Annotated in this window: 19 protein-coding genes; 4 read left to right on the top strand and 15 right to left on the bottom strand. The window is 60.5% G+C overall.

The window, feature by feature from the left end:
* Positions 1–11: 11 nt before the first annotated feature.
* The 4 genes from AC1D3C_RS04380 to AC1D3C_RS04365 all read right to left on the bottom strand — a co-directional run bounded on the left by AC1D3C_RS04380 (position 12) and on the right by AC1D3C_RS04365 (position 5,764).
* The gene (locus tag AC1D3C_RS04380; RefSeq protein WP_477482056.1) at positions 12–905 is read right to left on the bottom strand and encodes a fructoselysine 6-kinase; all 894 of its coding nucleotides are present in this window, start codon (positions 903–905) and stop codon (positions 12–14) included.
* 133 nt (positions 906–1,038) lie between these two features.
* Positions 1,039–2,085, bottom strand: a complete 1,047-nt coding sequence (locus AC1D3C_RS04375) for an SIS domain-containing protein (RefSeq protein ID WP_477482055.1) — start codon at positions 2,083–2,085, stop codon at positions 1,039–1,041.
* A 23-nt stretch (positions 2,086–2,108) separates the two neighbouring features.
* The gene (locus AC1D3C_RS04370) at positions 2,109–3,719 is read right to left on the bottom strand and encodes a hydantoinase B/oxoprolinase family protein (protein WP_477482054.1); all 1,611 of its coding nucleotides are present in this window, start codon (positions 3,717–3,719) and stop codon (positions 2,109–2,111) included.
* Complete coding sequence (locus AC1D3C_RS04365) at positions 3,719–5,764, bottom strand: hydantoinase/oxoprolinase family protein (protein ID WP_477482053.1); 2,046 nt, start codon at positions 5,762–5,764, stop codon at positions 3,719–3,721. Before AC1D3C_RS04365 ends, AC1D3C_RS04370 begins: the two co-directional genes overlap by 1 nt.
* On the opposite strand from AC1D3C_RS04365, the gene AC1D3C_RS04360 reads away from it, so the two are divergent.
* Positions 5,678–6,808 carry a LysR family transcriptional regulator gene (locus AC1D3C_RS04360; protein ID WP_477482052.1) on the top strand — a complete coding sequence of 377 codons (1,131 nt, stop codon included), beginning with the start codon at positions 5,678–5,680 and terminating at the stop codon, positions 6,806–6,808. The two genes, AC1D3C_RS04365 and AC1D3C_RS04360, sit on opposite strands and share 87 nt — an antisense overlap.
* 132 nt (positions 6,809–6,940) lie before the next feature.
* Here the strand turns inward: AC1D3C_RS04360 and AC1D3C_RS04355 are convergent, their stop codons facing one another.
* Entirely contained in the window at positions 6,941–7,423 is a 483-nt protein-coding gene (locus tag AC1D3C_RS04355) for an Lrp/AsnC family transcriptional regulator (protein WP_477482051.1), read from the bottom strand.
* Positions 7,424–7,458: 35 nt separating this feature from the next.
* On the opposite strand from AC1D3C_RS04355, the gene AC1D3C_RS04350 reads away from it, so the two are divergent.
* The 3 genes from AC1D3C_RS04350 to AC1D3C_RS04340 are packed head-to-tail and all read left to right on the top strand — an operon-like array spanning position 7,459 to position 10,697.
* Positions 7,459–9,033 carry an aminotransferase class V-fold PLP-dependent enzyme gene (locus tag AC1D3C_RS04350; RefSeq protein ID WP_477482050.1) on the top strand — a complete coding sequence of 525 codons (1,575 nt, stop codon included), beginning with the start codon at positions 7,459–7,461 and terminating at the stop codon, positions 9,031–9,033.
* Positions 9,020–9,895: an MBL fold metallo-hydrolase gene (locus tag AC1D3C_RS04345; RefSeq protein ID WP_477482049.1), complete on the top strand. Its 876-nt coding sequence runs from the start codon at positions 9,020–9,022 to the stop codon at positions 9,893–9,895. Before AC1D3C_RS04350 ends, AC1D3C_RS04345 begins: the two co-directional genes overlap by 14 nt.
* A 7-nt stretch (positions 9,896–9,902) precedes the next feature.
* Positions 9,903–10,697 carry a sulfite exporter TauE/SafE family protein gene (locus AC1D3C_RS04340; protein WP_477482048.1) on the top strand — a complete coding sequence of 265 codons (795 nt, stop codon included), beginning with the start codon at positions 9,903–9,905 and terminating at the stop codon, positions 10,695–10,697.
* Between the two features lie 124 nt (positions 10,698–10,821).
* Here the strand turns inward: AC1D3C_RS04340 and groL are convergent, their stop codons facing one another.
* The 10 genes from groL to AC1D3C_RS04290 all read right to left on the bottom strand — a co-directional run bounded on the left by groL (position 10,822) and on the right by AC1D3C_RS04290 (position 22,215).
* Complete coding sequence (groL, locus tag AC1D3C_RS04335) at positions 10,822–12,456, bottom strand: chaperonin GroEL (RefSeq protein WP_247135107.1); 1,635 nt, start codon at positions 12,454–12,456, stop codon at positions 10,822–10,824.
* A 66-nt stretch (positions 12,457–12,522) separates the two neighbouring features.
* The gene (gene groES / locus AC1D3C_RS04330; protein WP_040125314.1) at positions 12,523–12,819 is read right to left on the bottom strand and encodes a co-chaperone GroES; all 297 of its coding nucleotides are present in this window, start codon (positions 12,817–12,819) and stop codon (positions 12,523–12,525) included.
* 182 nt (positions 12,820–13,001) lie between these two features.
* Entirely contained in the window at positions 13,002–13,610 is a 609-nt protein-coding gene (locus tag AC1D3C_RS04325) for a J domain-containing protein (protein WP_040125316.1), read from the bottom strand.
* Between the two features lie 167 nt (positions 13,611–13,777).
* Positions 13,778–15,034, bottom strand: coding sequence for an NAD(P)/FAD-dependent oxidoreductase (locus tag AC1D3C_RS04320; protein WP_477482047.1), 1,257 nt, complete (start codon positions 15,032–15,034; stop codon positions 13,778–13,780).
* Positions 15,035–15,068: 34 nt separating this feature from the next.
* On the bottom strand, positions 15,069–16,568 hold the full coding sequence (locus tag AC1D3C_RS04315) for a tripartite tricarboxylate transporter permease (RefSeq protein WP_247135109.1): 1,500 nt from the start codon (positions 16,566–16,568) through the stop codon (positions 15,069–15,071).
* Positions 16,569–16,577: 9 nt separating this feature from the next.
* Positions 16,578–17,036, bottom strand: coding sequence for a tripartite tricarboxylate transporter TctB family protein (locus AC1D3C_RS04310; protein WP_477482046.1), 459 nt, complete (start codon positions 17,034–17,036; stop codon positions 16,578–16,580).
* A complete protein-coding gene (locus AC1D3C_RS04305) occupies positions 17,033–19,408 on the bottom strand; it encodes a molybdopterin-dependent oxidoreductase (RefSeq protein WP_477482045.1) in 2,376 nt (791 codons plus the stop codon). Before AC1D3C_RS04305 ends, AC1D3C_RS04310 begins: the two co-directional genes overlap by 4 nt.
* A 2-nt stretch (positions 19,409–19,410) precedes the next feature.
* The gene (locus AC1D3C_RS04300) at positions 19,411–20,382 is read right to left on the bottom strand and encodes a Bug family tripartite tricarboxylate transporter substrate binding protein (RefSeq protein ID WP_477482044.1); all 972 of its coding nucleotides are present in this window, start codon (positions 20,380–20,382) and stop codon (positions 19,411–19,413) included.
* A 95-nt stretch (positions 20,383–20,477) separates the two neighbouring features.
* Complete coding sequence (locus AC1D3C_RS04295; protein WP_477482043.1) at positions 20,478–21,257, bottom strand: SDR family NAD(P)-dependent oxidoreductase; 780 nt, start codon at positions 21,255–21,257, stop codon at positions 20,478–20,480.
* A gap of 10 nt (positions 21,258–21,267) precedes the next feature.
* Entirely contained in the window at positions 21,268–22,215 is a 948-nt protein-coding gene (locus tag AC1D3C_RS04290; protein ID WP_477482042.1) for a 4-hydroxy-tetrahydrodipicolinate synthase family protein, read from the bottom strand.
* Between the last annotated feature and the right edge of the window lie 139 nt (positions 22,216–22,354).

Genomic DNA, 22,354 nt, shown 5'->3' with positions numbered 1-22,354 from the left:
CGCGCCTCCGATCAAGCCGTGACTTGCGAGTGGATGGGTGCCGGATAACCGAACGCACCCTCGATCCGGCAGATCTCGGCGGCAAACTGCGAGCCCTTTTCCATCGCTGCTTGGATGGCCTGCGGCCCCACATGCTCGCCGCGCTTCCAGCCACGGGCAGCCAGCGTCAGCAGCGTCGCGGTGATGAATGCATCGCCTGCACCAAGCGTGTCGACGACATCGGTGGGTACGGGCGCAACGGACACGAAGTCCTTGCCATTATAGGCAACAGCGCCCTCCGGCCCGAGGGTCGCGAGCGCCAGGCCGCAGCCATGCCCGACGGCCTCGCGCAGGACTTCCAATGCACGGTCGCGTCCGACATCGCCGGCCGACAGAGCGGCGAAATCGAGGTGCGGTGTCACCGGCGCGATCAGGTCCTCCACCTGCCAGCGATAGGAGAAATCATAGGACAGCAGATGGCTGCCATTCTTCAGCGTCGCGAGATGCTGGTTGAGGTGACTGTAGCAACTCGTGTGCACCAGTGCGAATGCGGAGAGGTAGTCGATATCGCCCTGACCCGGCGTGAACGGATTTTCCCGCGCGACGCCACCTCTATTGGAGAACACGAATTCCCGGTTTCCGTCGACGACACGCACATCCGCATGGCCGTTTTCGCCTTCGATAATACGGCTGTGCGTTGCCGGCACGCAAAGCGCTTCAAGCGTGGCCCGAATATGCCGCGCGGCGGCATCCGTACCGAAGGTACCCAGAAATGCCGCATCCGCGCCAAGCATCTTGGCATAGACAGCAAAGTTCAGGGCATTTCCGCCAGGATACATCTTGCCGGTGTTGAGATAGCGGTCGACAACGTTATCGCCGAGCCCGACCACCTTGAACCTGTTGAAAGACGTGTCGGGCGTGATCATTTTTCGGCCGCCTTCTTTTCATGCGAGACATAGGGCGCGACGGAGAAACCGCCCGCCCGCGGAGGCGATGCCGTGCCGAACCGCGACGAACTCGCGCGAGGCAGAAACAACCATGCGGGCGGGCGCCTGACCATCAGTAGTCGACCTTCCACATGTAGCGGCGCACGGACAGCGGATGCTCGCGCAATACCGACAGCGTGTGGGCGAACCAGTACCAGGTGACGCCGATCACGAAGGGCGACAGCAGCGGAGAGATGTCTTCGTAGCGGCCGGCGTCGAAAGTGATGATCTTGTCGGTGACGCGCCGGGTGAACTTCAGCGCGCGCTGGTCGATCTTGCGGTTCTCGCCATTGTCCATGAGGAAGACATAGGCCATCTCCGGATCGGCAACTTCGAATGGACCATGGCGAAATTCGCCCGAGTGGATGTCGGATGCATCAAGCCACAGCATTTCGTTGAAGATGCAGATCGAGTACTGGTAATTGAGGCCCGAGAGGATACCGCTGGAGAGCACGTAGTAGATGTTCTCGTCCTTGTAACGGCGGGCGAGCTCCATGCCACGCTCGCGCTCGGCATCCTTGATGTCGTGCAGCTTGGCCGGCATCGCTTCGAGGTCACGCAGCAGTTGCGCGCCGACCGGATTGCGGAGGTGCTTTAGCAGGTAGGCGGCGAAAAGATAAGCGATCATCGTCTTCGGCATGCCCGGCAGCTCCTTGCTGTAGGGCAGAAGGTAGTCGCAGATCTTTGCCAGACCGCTTTCGTGGCCGGAGGTGAGCGCAACGGTAACCGCGCCGGTGGTCTTGGCCCAGCGGGCGGCAACCACGGTGTCTTCGGTCTCGCCGTTATGCGAGGTGAGAAGCACGACAGCCTTCTCGTTGACAGGCTTCGGGCGGCGCGTTTCGAACTCGGTCGAGTTGATACGCTCGATGCGCAGGTCGCAATACTTGTCGAGGATGTACTTGATCGGCTCGATGTAGGAATTCGAGCCGCCGGCGCCGACCAGATAGACGGTGTTGATTTCACGCGACGAGAAGATGTCCTCCACCAGCTTTTCGGCCGGCGGGTTGCCGTCACGGAAGGTCATCTCCAGGACGCCCTTCAGGTAGTCACCTTCCAGATAATTCGGGTTCGGGGCGGATTTGATCTCTTCGTCGCTTGGCGTCAGGTTTTCGAGAGCCATGATAGTTTTATTCTCCAATCAGTTCAGGACGCGCGACCGAAGCCGCCGCCGCCCGGCGTTTGCAGGAACAGGCTGTCGCCACGGTTCATGAGGATATTGGTGATCGAGATGTCGTATTCGGTGATAGTGCCGTCGGCAGTGCCGAATTTCAGGCGCGCAACCTCGCCCCGTCCGCCGCCGAAGACCCCGTCGGCTGGAGTACGCAGTCCCTCGCAGGAAGCGTTGGCGCGTATGCCATCCGTCATGGCGACGACCTCGCGGACGATGCCCATGCCGCCCGTGGTGTGCCCCTCGCCGCCCGACCCGTCGGCCAGCGCATAACGACGGACCATCAGCGGATATTCGATCTCGAGTGCTTCGGCCGGCAGGTTCGACGTGTTGGTGATGTGAACCTGAATGCCGTTCATGCCATCATGATCGAGGCTTGCGCCGGCACCACCGCCGACCGTTTCGAGATAGACGAAGCTGCCCTCACGGGTCTTGTGTGGCCCGAAGAAGATCATCGTCGCGTTCATGTCGGCGGAAGAAGCGAACACCTTTTCCCGGGGCAGAACGTCGGAGAAGGCCTGGAAGATAGCGCGCACTACCCGCTGGCAACTCGTCGAGCGGATGCCGACGGCGGCGGGAAACTTCGGCCGCACCAGTGTGCCCTCCTCGGCAATGATCGAGACTGGCAACGCCATGCCTTCATTCGGCGGAAGCGACGGGTCCAGAAGCGCCTTGATAGTGTAGTAGCAAGTGGCGTCGAGGGCGGTCTTGGGAATGTTGACCGCGCCTCGCGCCTGACTGTCGGTGCCTGTGAAGTCGAAGGTAATCCCCTCACCTTCCACTTTGATGGCGACCTGGATACGGCAGGGCTCGAAACCGACGCCATCGCCGTCGATGAAGGCTTCGCCTTTGTAGACGCCGTCAGGCATTTCCTTGATGCGCTTGCGCAGCCGGCTTTCCGAATACGCGATCAGGTCCTCGATCGCCTTCTCGACCGTGGCGATGCCGAATTGGTCGGCAAGGGCCACGAGCTTCCGCTGCCCAATTTCGTTGGTGGCTATCTGCACCTTGAGATCGAGGATGCGCTCCAGCGGATCGCGGCTGTTGGTGCTGATGAGTTTGACGATCTGCTCATCGAGCACGCCCTCGCGCGCGATCTTCAGCACGGGAATACGCAGGCCCTCGGCAAAGATGCTGGTCTGGCTCGGATCACAGGAGCCGGGCACGCCGCCTCCGACGTCGGAATGGTGACCCAGATTGGCGGCGAAGAAACAAAGGCGGCCTTGATAAAAGACCGGCGTGAGGATGGAAATATCCGGCGTGTGCGAGCCGCCCGCCAGATAGGGATCGTTGCAGATGAACGCATCGCCCGGCTTGATGTCCTCGAGCCTGTAGTTCTCGAGTACGGCCGCTACGCCGCCCTGCAGCGACCCCAGATGCACCGGAATGTGCGATGCCTGGACGACCAGGCGCCCTCTACCATCGAACAGGCCAACGGAGCAGTCCTTGCGCTCCTTGATGTTGGTGGAGAAGGACGAACGCACGAGGCTGAGCCCCATCTCGTCTGTGATCGACATGAACCGGTTGGAATAGACCTCCATTTCGATGGCGTCGAACTCGCGCGGTGGTTTGACGTGCTGCTGCATCACACACGGTCCTTCACAAAGCTGAGGATGATGTTGCCATAGGCGTCGATGATGCCGGTCTGGTCGGGAAGCACGTAGGCGGTCGAGGTGAGTTCCTCGATAATGGCTGGGCCGGCGAATTTTTCCCCCTGCGGCATCAGCGCACGCTTGTAGACTGGCACAGTTTTCCAGCCGCCTTCGGGGCCGACATACACATCGCGCTCGCCAACCCTGGCATCCGCCATGGTGTCGGAAGCGCTTTCCACCGTCTGCAGCGGCCGCCCGGCGTGGCCGATCGCCTGGACACGCAGGTTGACGATTTCAACCGGATGATTGTCCAGTGCATAACCATAGACGACGCGGTGGGCTTCGGCGAAACGAACCGCGAAATCCTCCGCGCTCGACAAGATGCCTTCGACACGAATTTCGTGGTTCTGGCCCGCATAGCGCGCTTCGGCGATGTGCTGCAATGCGCGCCTGTCGTCGGGGATGGTCTCCGCCTCGAGCCATTTTCTCGCCTGCTTTTCAAGACCTGCGACGGCTGTCGTGATCTCGGTCCAGCCTTCGCCCTGTGCCCGTTTGATCTGAGTGGAGACGAAATCTCGGGTAACGTCGGAAAGGAGAACGCCGCGGGCGCACATGGTGCCGGGCGATTCCGGGATGATGACCGTGTTAAGACCGGTCTCGGCCGCAACCAGCGAGGCATGCAGGGGGCCTGCGCCGCCGAAGGCCATCAGCGCGAACTGCTTGAGGTCGTGACCCTTGTCCATCGACACGGCACGAATGGCGCGCGCCATGTTGGCCACGGCGATGCGGATAATGCCCCAGGCGGTGTCTTCGACGCTGCGATCGATCTTTTCGGCAACCGCGCTGATCGCACTCAGTGCCGCCTCGCGATCGACCGGCATGGCGCCATCAAGCAGCGCAATCGGGTTCAGGCGCTGCAGGACGATGTTGGCGTCGGTGATCGTGGCATCCGTTCCGCCCTTGCCGTAGGCAGCCGGACCCGGAACCGCCGCCGCGCTCTGCGGGCCGACCTTCAGGCCGCCGGCATCGTCAAGCCATGCGATGGACCCGCCGCCTGCCCCGATGACGCTGACATCGACCATCGCGCAACGGATGGAATAGCCGGCCACGTCACGGTCGGCCGAATAGGCGGGCTTGCCGCCGGCGATGAGAGCGACGTCGGTAGAGGTGCCGCCCACATCATAGGTAATGATGTCGGGAAAGGATGCCGCCTTGCCGACAAGCGCTGCACCGACGACACCGGCCGCTGGACCCGACAGGCAGGTCCGCACCGGGTAGTTGCGCGCCGTCTCGGTGGACATCAAGCCGCCATTGGAATGGATGGTATAGGGCTTGGCATCGATGCCGGCTTGGCGCGATCGTTTCATGAAGCGATCGAGATAGCCGTCCATGCGCGGCATCAGATAGGCGTTCATCACCGTGGTGGAGATGCGCTCGTATTCGCGGAACTCCGGCAATACGTCGCTCGACAGGCTGACGAAGACATCCGGCAGATGCTTGCGGATAATCTCGGCTGCGCGCCGTTCGTGAGCGGCATTGCGATACGAATGCAGAAACCCGATGGCGATGGCTTCGACGCCCTCTGCCCTGAAACGTTTTGCAGCGTCTTCCACGCCGGCTTCATCGAGAGGAACGATGACTTCGCCGCCGGGACCGAGGCGCTCGGCGACCTCCAGGCGCAACGGCCGCACGACCAGCGGATCGGGCTTGCGGACGCTCATGTCGAACAGGTCGGGACGGGTCTGGCGACCGATTTCAAGAACGTCCCGGAAGCCTTCGGTGGTGAGGAGGCCCGTCTTGCCGCCGCGACGCTCGATGACCATGTTCGTGGCAACCGTCGTGCCATGACCGAAATGGACGACGTCGGAGGCTCTCAGGCCGCGTCCTTCGAGGCTGGTGATGCCGATCTCGATTGCCTCGGAGGGATCATGCGGTGTCGAGGACACCTTGAAGTGGCGCATGCCGCCCGTTTCGTCGTCGAGTACGGTGAAATCCGTGAAGGTTCCGCCGACATCGATGCCAACCCTGATGTTGCCCATGATGATCTTCGTGTTTGGGCGTCGGCTCCCGCGTCCGCCTGTCCTCTAATGATCAGCAACCTAGAAAGACATGGCGCATCTTGTAAAATTCAATTATTCGAGCTTTCCATTCAATTTTGGAATACTCTGGAGATATCCATCATGCGCCGGATCAAGTTGCGCCATCTCGACACCCTGGCCGCCTTCATGAAAACAGGCTCCGTCACGGAGGCGGCGCTTGTGCTGCACACGACGCAGCCCAACGCGAGCAAGTCGTTGAAGCAGCTGGAGGATTTTGCCGGCGTCAAACTGTTTGAGCGCAGCGCCGGCCGACTGCGTCCGACGCCCGAGGCGGAGCTGCTTTTTTCGCATGCGACGCTGCTGATGGACGAGCTGATGCTGTTCGAGAACCTGTCTCTCGACCTCACCACCATGTCGCAGGGCTATGTGAATATCGGCATACTTTCGGCGTTCAGCACCGCGCTGATCCCGATGGCTGTCGAGCGTTTCAACAATCTATACCCCGGAATCCAGGTCCAGGTGGACCTTCTCGACTCCGACAAGATCCACACCTATGTCAGTCGCGGAAATTACGATTTCGGCTTGGTGCATCATCCCGAGCATGAGGCCGACCTGATGACGCAGACACTCAAGACCTCTTCGATGGTCTGCATCATGCCGACCGATCACGAGCTTGCGAAACATCGCATCATCCTCGCCAGCGACATCGCCGACCAGCCGTTCGTGACCTATCCGCGCTCGGTTCCGTTTGGCGCGGCGATCTTCCGATCGCTTTCCGACGAAGGCGTACGGCCTTCGAACAGCCTGATCTCGAACCAGAGTCAGCTTATCCGGCGCCTCGTCGAGCGAGGGCGCGGAGTGGCCCTCGTCGATCATTTCTCGGTTTGGGATGCCAATGAGTTCGACCACATCGCCGTGCGCCAGTTCGAGCCCCGCATCCCGGTTTCCGTTGGAATGATCATCCCGAAGCGCCGCCCCCTCTCGCTTGCCGCACAGACGTTCGTTGGGACGTTGAAGGAGGTGTTGGAGCAAGGTCCAGGATAGGGAGTTGTGGTCCTGAGGCGACGTTCTGAGTCAAACGTACAAATTCCCATGCCGCTGAAAAACCCGCGGTGCGAACACAGCAAAAGAAGCATTGATAGCTACCAGCGCGAACGGGCGCCTCGGTCAGGGTCGTTACCGCAACCGGCTCAGGTCCACCGGACGATTGTTGATGATGGCTTCCATGGAGAAGAAACCGGTGACCGTCGCAAGGTCGAAATTGGTGATCAGCTTCTGATAAAATGTATCGTAGCCGGACATGCCTCTGGTCACGACCTTGATCAGATAGTCCCAGTCCCCGCCGATCCGGTAGAAATCGATGACCTCGGGAAGACGCTCGACATGGCTGCGAAAACCGTCGATCCATTCTTTGGAATGATGGCGGGTGCGGATCATCACGAAGACGGTGAGATCCAGCCCCAGCGCGCTGAGGTCGATATCGCTGTGTGAACCGCGGATCATTCCGATCGTCTGGAGCCGCTGAAGCCGCCGCCAGCAAGCGTTTTGCGACAGGCCGACCTTCTCCGCCAGTTCACGCTGCGAAAGGCTAGCGTCTTTTTGCAAAACAGTGAGGATTTTCAGATCAAACACATCGATCTTTGCTGTAGATTCGATCATACGACACAACCTGGGGGAAAATTCGCATAAAATAGGTGAGTTCTTCGAGCCTGAAGCAGAATACAATCGCTGTCAACTTCGAGACTGAAGAGGATGACAGCGAGATGACCGTGCAAGCCATTCGTCGTGAAACCAATCAGGCCCTCACGCCTCTTGCTCGTTTTCGCAATGCCTTGAACCATCCCGGGCTGATCGCCGATCTTCGCGACGATCTCGTCGGCGCGACGGCACAGATCGAAGGTCCGTACGGCGTGAAGAACCTGGTCTATGCGGATTATGTCGCCTCCGGCCGGGCGTTGCGCGCGATCGAACACTTCGTGATGGACGAAATCCTGCCCTATTACGCCAACAGCCATACGGAAGCTTCCTATTGCGGCGGCTTCATGACCCGGATGCGGCGGGAAGCGCGGTCGCTGATCGCCGAATTCTGTGGCGCGACCGAAGAGCATGCCGTCATCTTCACCGGCTCCGGCGCGACGTCCGGCCTCAATCGCCTCGTCAAACTGTTTGGCGTCACGGAAGCGGTCGCGGCGGGGAAGACCGTCCGCGTCATCATCGGGCCCTATGAACATCACTCGAACATTCTCCCCTGGCGTGAAAGCGGCGCGGAAATCGTCGAGCTTTCCGAGTGTCCGTCCGGCGGGCCCGATCTGTCCCTTCTCGACAAGGCGCTACATGACGGATCGCCGGACCTGACAGTCTGCACATTGTCTGCCGGATCGAACATTACCGGGATTACCAGCGATATCGCCGTGATTACCAGAATGGTCAAAGCCGCGGGCGCAAGGATGATCTGGGATTATGCGGGCGCCGGCCCCTATGTGCCGATTTCCATGTCGCCTGGTGCGGATGCACCGATCGACGCCATCGTCATTTCGCCGCACAAGTTCATCGGCGGCCCTGGTGCTTCGGGCATCCTTATCGTCCGTCGCGAGGGCGTGGCGACGAACAAACCTTCTTGGCCGGGCGGCGGCACGGTAAAGTTCGTCTCTCCGGAGACCCACGATTACAGCAGCAGCCTGGAAGCGCGCGAGGAAGCGGGCACGCCGAACGTCGTCGGCGACATCCGTGCCGCTCTCGCCTTCATCGTCAAACACGCAATCGGCCTTGAGGAGATGGCTAGGCGCAACCGAGAGCTGACGCGGCAGGCATTTGCCGCGTGGAGGCAGGTGCCGCAACTGGAATTGCTCGGATTGCCCGGCGCGGATCGGCTGCCGATCTTCTCCTTTCGCATTCGCAACGGCAAGGGCGGTTATGTCCATCAGCAGCTTGTCACGCGCATGCTGAGCGACCGCTTCGGCATTCAGGCGCGCGGCGGCTGTGCCTGCGCCGGACCTTACGTGCACCGGCTGTTGTCAATCGATGCCAAGCAATCCGAAGAGATGCGCCAGGCCATTCTCGCCGGCGACGAAATCAGAAAGCCGGGTTTCACGCGGTTGAACTTCAGTGTCCTGCTTTCGGATGATAAGGTGCGGTTCATCATCGAGTCCGTGGCGCAGCTTGCGGCAGACGCGCCGATGTTCGAAGCCGACTACGATTTCGACCCGGCACGAGCGATCTTCTTTCCGCGCATGGAGACCGAAGAGGGCCTGACCTATGCACAAGCCTGATGTTGCCGCTTTCTACGATGCGCGGACGGGCAGCATTCAATATGTCGTATCGGACCCGATGACGCGCAAATGCGCGATCGTCGATCCGGTCCTCGATTTCGACGAGAAATCCGGCTCCACAGCAACGTTGAATGCCGATGCGATCCTCGACCACGTCGCCTCTCGCGGGCTGACGGTGGAATGGATCCTCGACACGCATCCGCACGCCGATCATTTCTCGGCAGCACGTTACCTCAAGGCGAGGACCGGCGCGCCGACCGCGATCGGCGAGCATGTGATGGCGGTGCAGAAAATCTGGCGACAGATCTACAACTGGCCGGATCTCGCCTGCGACGGCTCCCAATGGGACCAGCTGTTGCGGGACGGAGAGACCTTCACGATCGGCGAGCTCGAAGCACGGGTGATGTATTCGCCCGGACACACGCTCGCCTCGATCACCTATGTCGTCGGCGATGCCGCCTTCATTCATGATACGCTGTTCATGCCCGACACCGGCTCCGCCCGCGCCGATTTCCCCGGCGGTAGCGCCGCTAACCTTTGGACGTCGATCCAGGCAATCCTGTCGCTGCCCGACGAAACTCGCCTCTTCACGGGTCATGACTACCGGCAGGGTGGCCGCGAAGCCTTATGGCAAAGTTCGGTCGCGCAGCAGAAAGCCGACAACCCGCATGTCGCCGGCAGGTCGCAGCTGGATTTTGTCGATCTGAGGGAGGCCCGCGACAGAACCTTGCCGATGCCGAAGCTGATCCTGCACGCGCTGCAGGTAAACATTCGCGGTGGCGAACTGCCGCCGGCCGAAGACAACGGGTGCCGTTACCTGAAGATTCCGCTCGACGCGTTTCCCCGTTCGGTCTGGAATTGACGGCCGCATGGATGGATCAATCGAGCAGGTCTTGCTTGCGATCGGCTCAGGATCGCTGATCGGTTTCACCCTCGGCTTGATCGGCGGAGGCGGCTCGATCCTCGCGACGCCGCTGCTGATCTATGTCGTTGGCGTCAAAGACGTGCATACTGCGATCGGCACCGGCGCGCTCGCCGTCTCCGTCAATGCCTATCTCAATCTCGTGGGCCATGCGGTTCGCGGCCATGTCTGGTGGCGATGCGCCTTGATCTTCACCATCGCCGGGTCGCTCGGCGCCTATTTCGGCTCCAGTCTCGGCAAGGTCGTCGAGGGTCAGGACCTTCTCTTCATGTTCGGACTGCTGATGATGTTCGTCAGCTTCGTCATGAGCAAGACACGCAGCCAGATCGGCATTACGCCGCAATCCCTGACGGTCCGCACCCATGGAAAGACCAGCCTGGTTGCCTTGCTGACCGGCCTCTGTTCCGGTTTCTTCGGCATCGGCGGTGGCTTCCTGATCGTGCCGGGACTGCTGTTCTCTACCGGCATGCCGCTGATCAACGCGGTCGGTTCGTCTCTCCTCGCCGTCGGCACGTTCGGCCTCACGACAGCGGCCAACTACGCCTTGTCCGGGCTGGTGGACTGGCAGGTCGCGGGATATTTCATTGCTGGCGGCGTTGGTGGCGGGACGCTCGGCACCATAACCGCTACGCGGCTCTCTACGCATCGTAATACGCTGGCGCAGCTCTTCCGATGGATCATCTTTTCCGTCAGCCTCTATGTGCTGTGGCGAAGCTACGCTGCACTGCCTTGGACAAGATGATCGCAAAACCTCAGGTAGCGGGGAATTGTGGAAGCGAGACGTAGCCAGCATATGACAAAAGGGCCCCGATCGATCGGAGCCCTTCACCGCAAACGGTTTATTCGAGTTCCCGATTGGGAACCGTTTACATCATGCCGCCCATGCCGCCCATGTCAGGCATGCCGCCGCCGGCAGCATCCTTCTTCGGCAGATCGGCGATCATGGCTTCCGTCGTCACCAGCAGACCGGCAACCGAAGCCGCGTTCTGCAGAGCCGTGCGAACCACCTTGACCGGATCGACGATGCCCATGGCGATCATATCGCCAAATTCGCCGGTCTGGGCGTTGTAGCCGTAGTTGTCGGTGTTGCTTTCCAGGATCTTGCCAACCACGATCGAACCTTCGTCACCGGCATTCTCGGCAATCTGACGAACCAGAGACTGCAGAGCCTTGCGGATGATGCTGATCCCGGCATTCTGATCCTCATTCTCGCCCTTGATGTTCAGAAGGATGGAGGCGCGAAGAAGGGCTGTCCCCCCGCCAGGCACGATACCTTCTTCGACCGCTGCACGCGTCGCGTTGAGGGCGTCGTCGATACGGTCCTTCTTCTCCTTGACTTCGACTTCCGTCGAGCCGCCGACGCGGATCACGGCAACGCCGCCGGCCAGCTTGGCCAGACGCTCCTGCAGCTTTTCGCGGTCGTAGTCCGAAGTGGTTTCCTCGATCTGAGCCTTGATCTGGCCGATGCGTCCGTCAATATCCGCCTTGGTCCCCGCACCATCGACGACGGTAGTATTCTCCTTGGTGATCGAGACCTTCTTGGCGCGGCCGAGCATCTCGAGCGTCACGTTTTCAAGCTTGATGCCGAGGTCTTCGGAGATGACGGTGCCGCCCGTCAGGATCGCCAGATCCTCCAGCATGGCCTTGCGGCGGTCGCCGAAACCCGGAGCCTTGACGGCAGCGATCTTGAGACCGCCACGCAGCTTGTTGACGACGAGCGTTGCAAGAGCCTCGCCTTCGACGTCCTCGGAAATGATCAGCAGCGGCTTGCCGCTCTGGACGACGGCTTCCAGGATAGGAAGCATGGCCTGCAGGTTGGAGAGCTTCTTTTCGTGCAGCAGCACATAGGCATCTTCCAGCTCAGCCACCATCTTTTCGGCGTTGGTGACGAAATAGGGCGACAGGTAACCGCGGTCGAACTGCATGCCTTCGACGACTTCGAGCTCGGTTTCGGCGGTCTTGGCTTCTTCAACCGTGATGACGCCTTCGTTGCCGACCTTCTGCATCGCGTCGGCGATATACTGGCCGATTTCCTTCTCGCCATTGGCCGAGATGGTGCCGACCTGGGCAATCTCTTCCGAGGTATTGATCTTCTTTGCCTTGGCAAGCAGGTCCTTGACGACGGCGGTGACAGCAAGATCGATGCCGCGCTTGAGATCCATCGGATTCATGCCGGCTGCAACAGCCTTGCCGCCTTCGCGAACGATCGCCTGGGCGAGAACGGTTGCAGTCGTGGTGCCGTCGCCGGCGACGTCGTTGGTCTTCGAAGCGACTTCGCGGACCATCTGGGCGCCCATGTTTTCGAACTTGTCGTCAAGTTCGATTTCCTTGGCGACGGCAACGCCGTCCTTGGTGATGCGCGGTGCGCCGTAGGATTTGTCGATCACCACGTTGCGGCCCTTCGGACCGAGCGTGACCTTGACTGCATCGGCAAGAATGTCGACGCCGCGCAGCAGCTTTTCGCGTGCATCACGGCCGAATTTGATCTGTTTGGCAGACATGGCAATAACTCCCGGGCCATTGGCCCCATAGTCGTCATCAAAAGGAAATAAAGAAGCGCCCGAAAATCAGGCGATGACGCCCATGACGTCTGCTTCCTTCATGATCAACAGGTCTTCGCCGTTGAACTTGATCTCGGTGCCGGACCATTTGCCGAACAGGATGCGGTCGCCAGCCTTGACGTCGAGGGGAACGATCTTGCCGCTCTCGTCACGTGCTCCGGTGCCGACGGCGACGATCTCGCCTTCCTGCGGCTTTTCCTTGGCGGTATCGGGAATGATGATCCCGCCCTTGGTCTTGGCTTCAGCCTCGATACGGCGCACGACGACGCGGTCGTGCAACGGCCGAAAAATGGTATTATTCATTTGGGTTCCTTGGCGAGAGCGCAGCCCAATGGCGGGTTCCCGATCGGATATCCTTAGCACTCTTATGCTGAGAGTGCTAGAGCGATTCGTGCCTTAGTTGTGATCCGCCATCCGTGGCACCTCCCTTTGTCGGAGGTACACGCCGCTGCCACCGAGACTACCGCAGATCCCTTGCCACGCCCCTAGCAGAAGCCGTTGAGCTTGAGGATCTTATGGGCGTCAATCGACGCCCGAAGCTCGTCCTCAGAGTTGCGCTCTCCATGGTTTGCGTCCGGATGGTGCATCTTGAGCCTCTGCTTGTAGCGGCTTCTGATCTCCTCCGGTGTTGCATCCGGCGAAAGATCGAGGGTCTCGAAAGCCTTGGCCTCCAATACCTTGAGCTTGCGTCGCTGAAGATCCACTTGTGCCGCCTGGCGTTCTGCAGCGCTTTTACGTGCGTTCGTTGCCTTTGCAGAACCGGAGCGAGCCGTCGAGGGGAGCGGCATTTCCGACGCGCGATTGATACCAGTACCCCAAGTCGGGCGGCTGCCGTTTGCTGCTTCCGTCTGATAGCGCCTAATTAAAGGGTCAGACAGATTTGGCGCAAAGTTATAACCTTTGCCGTATTCCCTTACATGCTCGGGGCAGAACAGCAGATACAGCCCTTCAGCATCTCGCCCGACGGGAGCGCGATGGGTGCCATTCTTTTCGCATCCGTCCCATTGGCATTTCGCACGACTTGGTTCGTGGTCCGGGGCCGGTTTTTTGCGGGTCGACCGCAGGCCAACAAATATCTTTGAATCAGACGTCATCGCGCCTTATACGACCGGCCAATCCTCTCGGCAACGAATATGGATCGCCCAACCACATAGATTTTCGAACTGGGGGGATCGCCGGATGTCGTCGAAGCGACTGAAAGCAGGGATTTGGGCCGTTTCAGCCGCATGATGTTCTCCGACACGATCCTGCGGATTGCGGATTAGCGAAAACGGGCGGCGGACAGCGCGGATAGATCGATGGCACATTGGCGCCCAGCGATCAGGCCTGCAACAAGCGCGCCGCTGACCGGTCCGGCTGCAAGGCCGACGTGACCGTGGCCAAACGCGTGAACGATGTCTTCGGAAGACTTCGAAAAACCGATCACCGGAAGGCCGTCCGCAGTCGAGGGCCGATGCCCCATCCACCGATCGATAGTCTTTCCTTCGGCTAGACCCGACAGTGCCGGATAGGTTCCTCTGGCGTGTTTCAGCAGGATTTCGGCGCGGGTCCAGTCCGGTCTTTCCTCAACGCTTGCCAGCTCGACCTGTCCGGCAATACGAAGTCCGGCAAGGCTCGGATTGTTGCCCATCTTGCCGTCGCTCGGCATGATCGGCATCTCCCCCTTCGCCAGATGATAGGGAATGACTACGTGGTAGCCGCGCTCGCTCTGCATCGGGATTGTGTCACCGGCCAGCCCTGCTAGATTTTTCGAATGTATCCCGGCAGCGATGACGGCCTTGTCGCACGTCACGGTGCCCGCCTCTGTCCGGATACCGGAAAGCCGGTTGCCGGTAAAATCGAAACCGGTCGCCCTAGCATTGATGCGGTGGGCGCCAAGATCCACCGCATGATCGACCATTGCTGCGACATAACCTCCCGGATCCACGCAATGACCACCATCCTCAACGAAGGCAGCAAAGGAGTAACGGGATGAAAGATTCGGCTCGAATTCATGCAATTCTGCCGAAGATAGTTCTCGATAGGAAACGCCGTTGTCGCGTCGCAGGCGCCACGCAAAAGTCTCTGCCTCGAAAGCCGCGCGATCCTGATACACGTAGAGCAGGCCCCTGCGCCGGATGAGATCCGACCGTCCGATTTTCTCGGCCAGCGCCGCATGCCGTGATGGGGCATCGTGCAGGAGGCTCGCCAGAATTCTCGCGGTCCGTTCGACCTTGGCTTCCGTCGAACCGGCCAGCACGAAGCGCAGCAGCCAGGGCGCGAGGCGCACCAGATGCCGCCAGCGGATGGTCAGCGGTCCGGAAGGGTCTGCAAGATAACCGGGCACCTTCCTCCAGAGGCCGGGCATCGACATCGGGATGATCGAGGCGGGACTCAGCCAGCCGCTGTTGCCATAACTCGCGGCGTGGCGACCGCCGGGCTGTTCCGGCTCGACGATGGTGACCTGGTGCCCGTCTTTCAACAGCTCGAGTGCCGTCGCGGCGCCGACGATACCCGCTCCAATGACCACTACATGCATGGTGTTTCACTCTGCGTGTCCAGAATAAGCCGGTTCATTCCTGAAATGCCTCTTCGCGGACGGCCTTGATCTTCGGCAGTGCGACCGCGAGGATGGCGAGCACAGCAAGGACAAGCAGACCCGCCGAAATCGGACGATCGACAAAAATGCCCGGATTACCGCGGGCAAGGAACATCGCTCTACGGAAATTTTCCTCCATCATCGGCCCGAGAATGAGGCCCATCACCAGTGGTGCCGGATCGCAATCAAGCTTGGCGAAGATGTAGCCGGCGACGCCGAAGGCTCCAAGCAGCCAAAGATCGAAGACCGAGTTGCTGAGCGAGAATGCGCCAATCGAGCAGAACACCACGATAGCCGGAAAGAGATAGTGGAAAGGCATCGTCAGCAAGCGGGTCCAGATGCCGATCAGTGGCAGGTTCAAGACCAGCAGCATGAGGTTGCCGACCCACATCGACACGATGACGCCCCAGAACACGTCGGGATGTTCGGAAATCAGCGTCGGCCCGGGTGCGATACCTTGCATGATCAGAGCGCCGAACATCAAGGCCATGACGGCGTTTGCCGGTAGGCCGAGCGTGAGCAGCGGGACGAACGAGGTCTGCGCACCGGCATTGTTGGCGCTCTCGGGCGATGCAACGCCTTCGATCGCACCACCGCCGAAACCTTCGGGCGGATTGGCAACGCGCTTCTCTATGGCATAGGCGGCGAAGGCAGCGAGAAGCGCGCCTCCACCCGGCAGAAGTCCCAGCACGGAACCGATCCCGGTGCCCCGAAGGATCGGCGCAACCATCCTGCGCCAGTCTTCCCGCGACGGGATCATCGAGAAGAATGGTGCGTTGATGGCCGTGCGGCTTTCCGGGTTTTCCAGATCCTTGATCAACTCGCCAATGCCGAATAATCCCATCGCCACCACGACGAAATTGATACCGCTCGACATTTCTTCGAAACCGAGCGTGAAGCGCGGCACGGCAGTTTGTACGTCCTGGCCGACAAGACCGACCAGAATGCCGATGAAGACCATGGCAAGTGCCTTCGGCAGCGATCCGCGCGAAAGCACGACCGAGGCGACAAGCCCGAGGATCATCAGGGAGAAGTACTCCGCGGGGCCGAACAGCAATCCAATTTCGGCAAGCGAGGGCGCAAACAGCGCCAGCAACAGCGTGGCGACGGTGCCGGCGAAAAAAGAGCCGATCGCCGCTGTCGACAGTGCCACGCCCGCTCGTCCGTTGCGGGCCATCTTGTAACCGTCGATCGCTGTCACCACGGACGATGCTTCACCGGGCAGATTGAGAAGGATGGCCGTTGTCGAACCGCCATATTGCGCACCGTAATAGATGCCTGCCATCATGATCAGCGACGTCACCGGTTCAAGTCCGATGGTGAAAGGCAGGAGGATGGCCATTGTGGCGGCGGGCCCGAGGCCCGGCAGGACGCCGACAAGGGTCCCGAGCAGCGTGCCGATCAGGCACCAGAACAGGTTCGTCGGCAGGATTGCCTGGTCAAAGCCGAGTAGCAGCGCGTTCAGCGTGTCCATGTGATCGTCCTAAAGCCCGAACCAGGGACCAATGATGGCAACTGGCATGCCAAGCCCCTTGACGAAGGCCAGGCTGCAGGCCGTGCCGAGCCCGAGCCCGTACAACATCGATTTCACCGGCCGCAAAGGGCGCGACGCCAACGAGGAGATGACGCAGCAACAGAAGACCGCCGGCAGCAACCCTCCTCCACGAATGACCAGCCCAAACACCACTATCGCTGCAATGATGAACGTGACCTTCGATGAATAAAGGCCCGGCGGCTCTTCACCGGTGTCATGTTTCTCGGCCGTAAAGGCGACAATGACGCCCATGGCGATCAGTGCCGAGGCGACCAGACCCGGAAATGCGCCGGGACCGATTTTGCGCCAGGTACCATAGGAGAGATCGAGACTGCTCAACAGAAAAGCGGCGCCGATCAATACGAACACGAGCCCTGCGATCAATTGCGGATTGAAACGTGAGGTCATGGGCATTCCTTTCCGTGAGCGTCATTCAATCGCGGGTCGGGGACCAGATCCGGCGGGCGGTAGGCTCGCACCTGCGGCGGTGTGCCGATGAAACGGGAAATCTCGACAAGGCATGAGTTCGGGCTTGGCCCCTGCGTGAGGCGGGAGGTTCCATGATCCGGCGTCAGGACATTCGGATTGCCGTTCAGTTCCAGCGAACCCGGCGTCGAGGGATCCGTTGGATCGAACCAGGCACCCGTCGCCAACTGCACGACGCCGGGCATGACGGCATCGGTGATGGCAACGACCGCCAGGCATGCACCGCGGGTGTTGGAAATGGTCACCACCTCGCCTTGCACCAGGCCGCGAGCCGCGGCGTCGTCGGGATGAATGCGCACCGGCTGGCGGCCACCGCTTTTGGTCCGGCGCGACGGTGCCGCATGGTCCCACTGGCTGTGTAGCTTGTCATGCGGCTGGCAGGACAGGAGATGCAGTGGATAGACGTCCGCCAGTTTGCCCCCCAGCCATTCGGCCGGTTCCACCCACGCCGGATGGCCAGGGCAATCGACATAGTCGAAGCCGGCAATGAGTTCCGAGGAAAGCTCGATCAGACCGGACGGCGTGTGCAGCGGATGGGCAACCGGGTCCGCGCGAAACGCGGCAAGCAAAGGCCTGTCGGCGTCTTGGCTTTCCACTTCAATCAGTCCCACATTCCGAAACGTAGAAAAATCAGGCAGGGAAATGTCGCCTGACGCGGCGTTCGCCTGCGCGTCGGCATAAAGCTTCTCCAGCCATTCGGATTCGCTCAATCCACCGGTGAATGCCGCTTCAGTCCCCAGCTTTGCCGCAACGCGACGCAGGATCTCGTGATCCGAGAATATGTCCGCAGGTGGCGCCGTCGTGTGTGTCGAATATCCGAGAAAACCGTCGCGGCCGCTGGCAACCAGATCGTCGCGTTCCAGGAAAGTCGAGGCCGGCAGCACGATGTCGGCATGCCGGGCGTGGGCATTCCACCAATGCTCGTGAACGATGATCGTTTCAGGCTTCTGCCAAGCTTCAACCAGTCGATTGAGATCCTGATGATGGTGAAAGGGATTGCCGCCAGCCCAATAGATCAGCCTTATGTCCGGATAGATCCGTTTTTTGCCGTCATGGTCATATTCCGCTCCCGGCGAAAGCAGCATGTCGGCAATTCGGGCGACCGGAATGTAGTCGGAAATCGCATTCTGCCCTTGCGGTAGCGACGGCCATTTCACGGCCGGCGCCGGCTGGCCAATACCTGATACTGATGCATAACCGAAACCAAATCCTCCGCCAGGCAAACCGATGCGACCGAGCAGCGATGCCACCGCGATTGCCGCCCAATAGGCCTGTTCGCCATGGTCGGCGCGTTGCAGCGCCCATGCCATCATGATGAAGGTTTTTCGCGAGGCCATGGTCCGGGCAAGGGTGAGGATGTCCTGCGCTTCAAGACCCGTAATGCCGGCTGCCCAGGCGACATCCTTGATGACGCCGTCCGCCTTGCCAAACAGATAATCCTGCAATGTCTCGAAGCCAACGGTGTAGCGTCCGATGAACCCCGCGTCGTAACGATCCTCCTGGATCAGCACATGGGCGATGGCCAGCAGCAGGGCGGCGTCCGTCCCGGGCCTGAGAGACATCCACTGGGCATCGAGCTCGCCGGCGGCGTCATCCCGGACAGGTCCGACGTTGATGAAATGGGCGCCTGCCTCCTTGCAATCAAGCAGACCCTGGCGGGTTTCATGCCGCGAAACGCCGCCGGCATTGACCTGAGCGTTGCGAAGCGGCGTGCCGCCGAACATCACGATCAGATCCGCATGGCCGACGATCTGGCTCCATGGGCTGTGGCCGGTAATCAGCCCATCGGTGGAGCCGATGACGTGCGGCAGGATGATTTCGCCGGCGGCATAACTGTAGCTCTGGACGGAACGAACGGAACCGCCGTTCACGTTGAAAAAGCGTTTCAGCTGGCTTTGCGCATGATGAAATCGCCCGGCGCTCGACCAGCCGTAGGAGCCGGAAAAAATCGCGCCGTTGCCGTGCTCGTCCCTGACGCGGCGAATTTCGCCGGCGACCAGTTCTAGTGCTTCGTCCCAGGAAACCTCGACAAATGCCTCGGCTCCCCGCCGGCCGGCACGATTGCCCGGTTCCTTTTCCAGAAAGGATCGCCTGACCGCCGGTCTGAGGATGCGGCACGGCGCGAGCCTGTCGGCTGGGAGCTCCCCGCCGAATTGAACGGGATCGGGATCGCCCGCGATCGGGCGAATGGCGCCATCCAAGCCATCATGGCTGTAGAACCCCCAATGGGTTCCGACATAGCGCCGGTCTGCCGAAGGCTCCGAATATTGCGTGGTTTTCGGAGCCTTCGTCATCTTCATTCTACCTTGATGCCGGCTGTCTTGACGATCTTGCTGTAACGCTGTGTCTCGTCAACCACGAAGGCCTTCAGATCGGCGCTGTTCTTGTACATCGGCTCAAAGCCGAAGACGGTCAGCTTGTCCTTGAATTCGGTGGAGGTGACGACGTCCCGCAGGACCTTGCCGAGATATTCCGCCGCTTTTGGATCAAGATTTTTCGGCGCCCAGACACCGTACCAGGACAGCATTTCCAAGGCAGGCATGCCGCTCTCGGCAACGGTCGGGACATCCGGTGCCAGGGGCGAGCGGGTCAGGCTGGTCACCGCAAGCGGCTTCAGCCGGCCTGCCTTGACATGCGGCAGGGACGACAGGATCGGATCGGCGATCAACTGCACCTGGCCGCCAATCATGTCGGTAAGTGCCGGACCGGCTCCCTTGTAGGTAACCACTTCAGTATCGACGCCAGCTTCGCCCTTCAGGACTTCCACAGCCAAATGACCAGCCGAGCCATAACCCGAGGTGGCGAAGTTGTAGGAATCCGGAGCCGCCTTCACCTCGGCGAAGAATTCCTTCAGCGTGTTGGCCTTGTCCGACGGATTGGTGGTGATCAGCAGCGGGCCAGCCGCGATGCCGCTGATGTGCGTGAAGTCGTTGACGACATCGAAAGGCACGTTCTTGTTGATCAGCGGCGTGACCACATGGATCGACGCATTCAGCAGCAGGGTGTAGCCATCGGGAGCAGCCTTGACCACATCGGACGAACCGACCACGCCGCCGGCACCGCCCGCACGGTTATCGACCACGAAGGTCTTGCCGGTCTTGACCGAAAGCGTGGCGGCAAGAACGCGTGCAACGCCATCGACTGCACCGCCCGGCGGATAAGGCACGACAATGGACACAGGCCGGCTGGGATAGTCATCCGCCTTGGCGAGGCCGGCCGCCGACAGCGTCATCGATAGAGAAAGCAATACTGTTCCGAAGCGGTTCATGATGGATTCCTTCTGGCTCCAAGAGGATGTATGCAGTCGAAAGTCATTGTATGCATCGCGGATTCTTCGCGGCGAGCAGCAATTCGCTCCTGCCGTCAGAACGTTCCGGGATATTGCCCGCCATCGATCAGCAGGTTCTGAGCGGTGACGAAGCCGGCATTCGCCGAGCAGAGGAAGGCAATATAGGCGCCAATTTCTTCGGGGCGCCCGTAGCGGCCGGCCGGGTTCTGTGCCGCACGTGCGGCCCAGATTTCGTCGAACGAGCGGCCGCTTTCCTGAGCAAGTACCTCGACATGCTGGCGCTGGCCATCCGAAGCGACAATGCCCGGGAGCATATTGTTGATCGTCACATTGTGGGCGATCGTCTGTCGAGCGAGGCCCGCGACGAAACCGACCAGGCCGGAGCGCGCCGCATTCGACATGCCAAGCTCGGCCTGGGCGATCTTGACGCTGCGCGACACGATGTTGACGATACGGCCGAACTCGCGGGCCATCATTCCGTCGACGGTCAGACGCATCATGTCGATCGGTGTCAGCATCATCCGATCGATGCCCCGCAACCAGTCCTCACGAGACCAGTTGCGGAAATCACCGGGCAGTTCGCCATCGGCGTTATTGACCAGGATGTCTGGTTTTGGGCAGACGGACAGAACGGCTTCACGGCCAGCAGGCGTGGTAATATCGCCGACCACGGCGGTGACGCGGGCACCGGTAGCCGCTCGGATTTCTGCGGCTGTCGCCTGCAGTGTTTCGGGCGTGCGCGCGATGATGGTCAGATCCACATTCTCCCGCGCGAGAGCCATTGCGGCGGCTTTACCCATGCCCCGGCTTGCGCCGGTAACGATAGCATTCCGACCGGAAATCCCGAGATCCATCGGCCGGGCCTCAGGCTGCCAAGGCGGAAGCGGGCTGCAGCTTCCAACCATATTTCTTGTCGAGGCCGAGGTCCTGGACGATGCGAATGCCCTTTGCGAGCGCTTCGCCTTCAAGGCCGGTCAATGGCCGCCGCAGTTCGCCAGCCGGCAGCCCGACGGCCTTCATCAGCGATTTCACGGCAACCGGATTGATCGCCGAGTAATTGTAGTGCAGCAGCGGCAGAAGATTCAAATAGGTGTCGCGGAAGCCTTCGGCTTCGGCATAACTCGTCCACGGACGCGACATCACCGCCACTTCGGCCGGGGCAATATTGCCGCCCATATTGGCAGTGCCATGGCCACCAAGGCTCATTGTCGGAACGACGAGGCCGAGATTGGGGCTGTCGCAGCACATGACCGAAATATCCGGACGCGCGGCGAGAACCTGGGCAACCTGGCCGACACGCGCAGTTGATTCCTTGTGAATGACGTAGTTCGGATGCTTGAAGATGCGCAGCAGGTGATCCCAGTGCAGGTCGCTCTTGACGCGCGGCGGGTTGTTGTAGAGCCCGAGGGGCAGGTCGGTCGCGTCGGCGACTTCCAGGAAGTAGCCTTCGATGTCGGCTTCCGGCGCGCAGATATATGCTGGAGCCGCAAGGATGGCACCGTCCGCGCCGTTATCCTTGGCGAACTTCACATTTTCAATCGTAACGTCGGTGTTGTTGCCAGTGCAGCCAAAGAAGATCGGCATCTTGGCCGATTTCATTTTCGACGTCTCGACGATGATTTTCTTCTTCTCCTCGGCCGACAGCATGGATACCTCGCCGGTCGAACCCATGATCAAGACGGCTGAGGTGCCGTTCGCCTCATGGAAGGAAAGCAATTCGCGGAATGCACCCATATCGACGGCGCCTGACTTGTCAAATGGGGTGATCAAGGCAACGAAGGATCCGGTGATCTTCGGGGCAGCAGCAGTCATTGCAGGACTCCGTGAATGTTAAACAATGTTTGAAACATAATTTGAGACGAGATGGAGTCAATGATTTTAATCGGTCAAACCGCCCAAGAATCAAGCAGCAGCCGGTGACTTTGGAAAAACCAGAATGCGATTGAAGGAA

This window comes from Neorhizobium sp. P1_A6 (genome assembly GCF_056406795.1).
The sequence above is the reverse complement of the archived record's forward strand: the minus strand, read 5'-3'. Positions and strand labels throughout refer to the sequence as shown.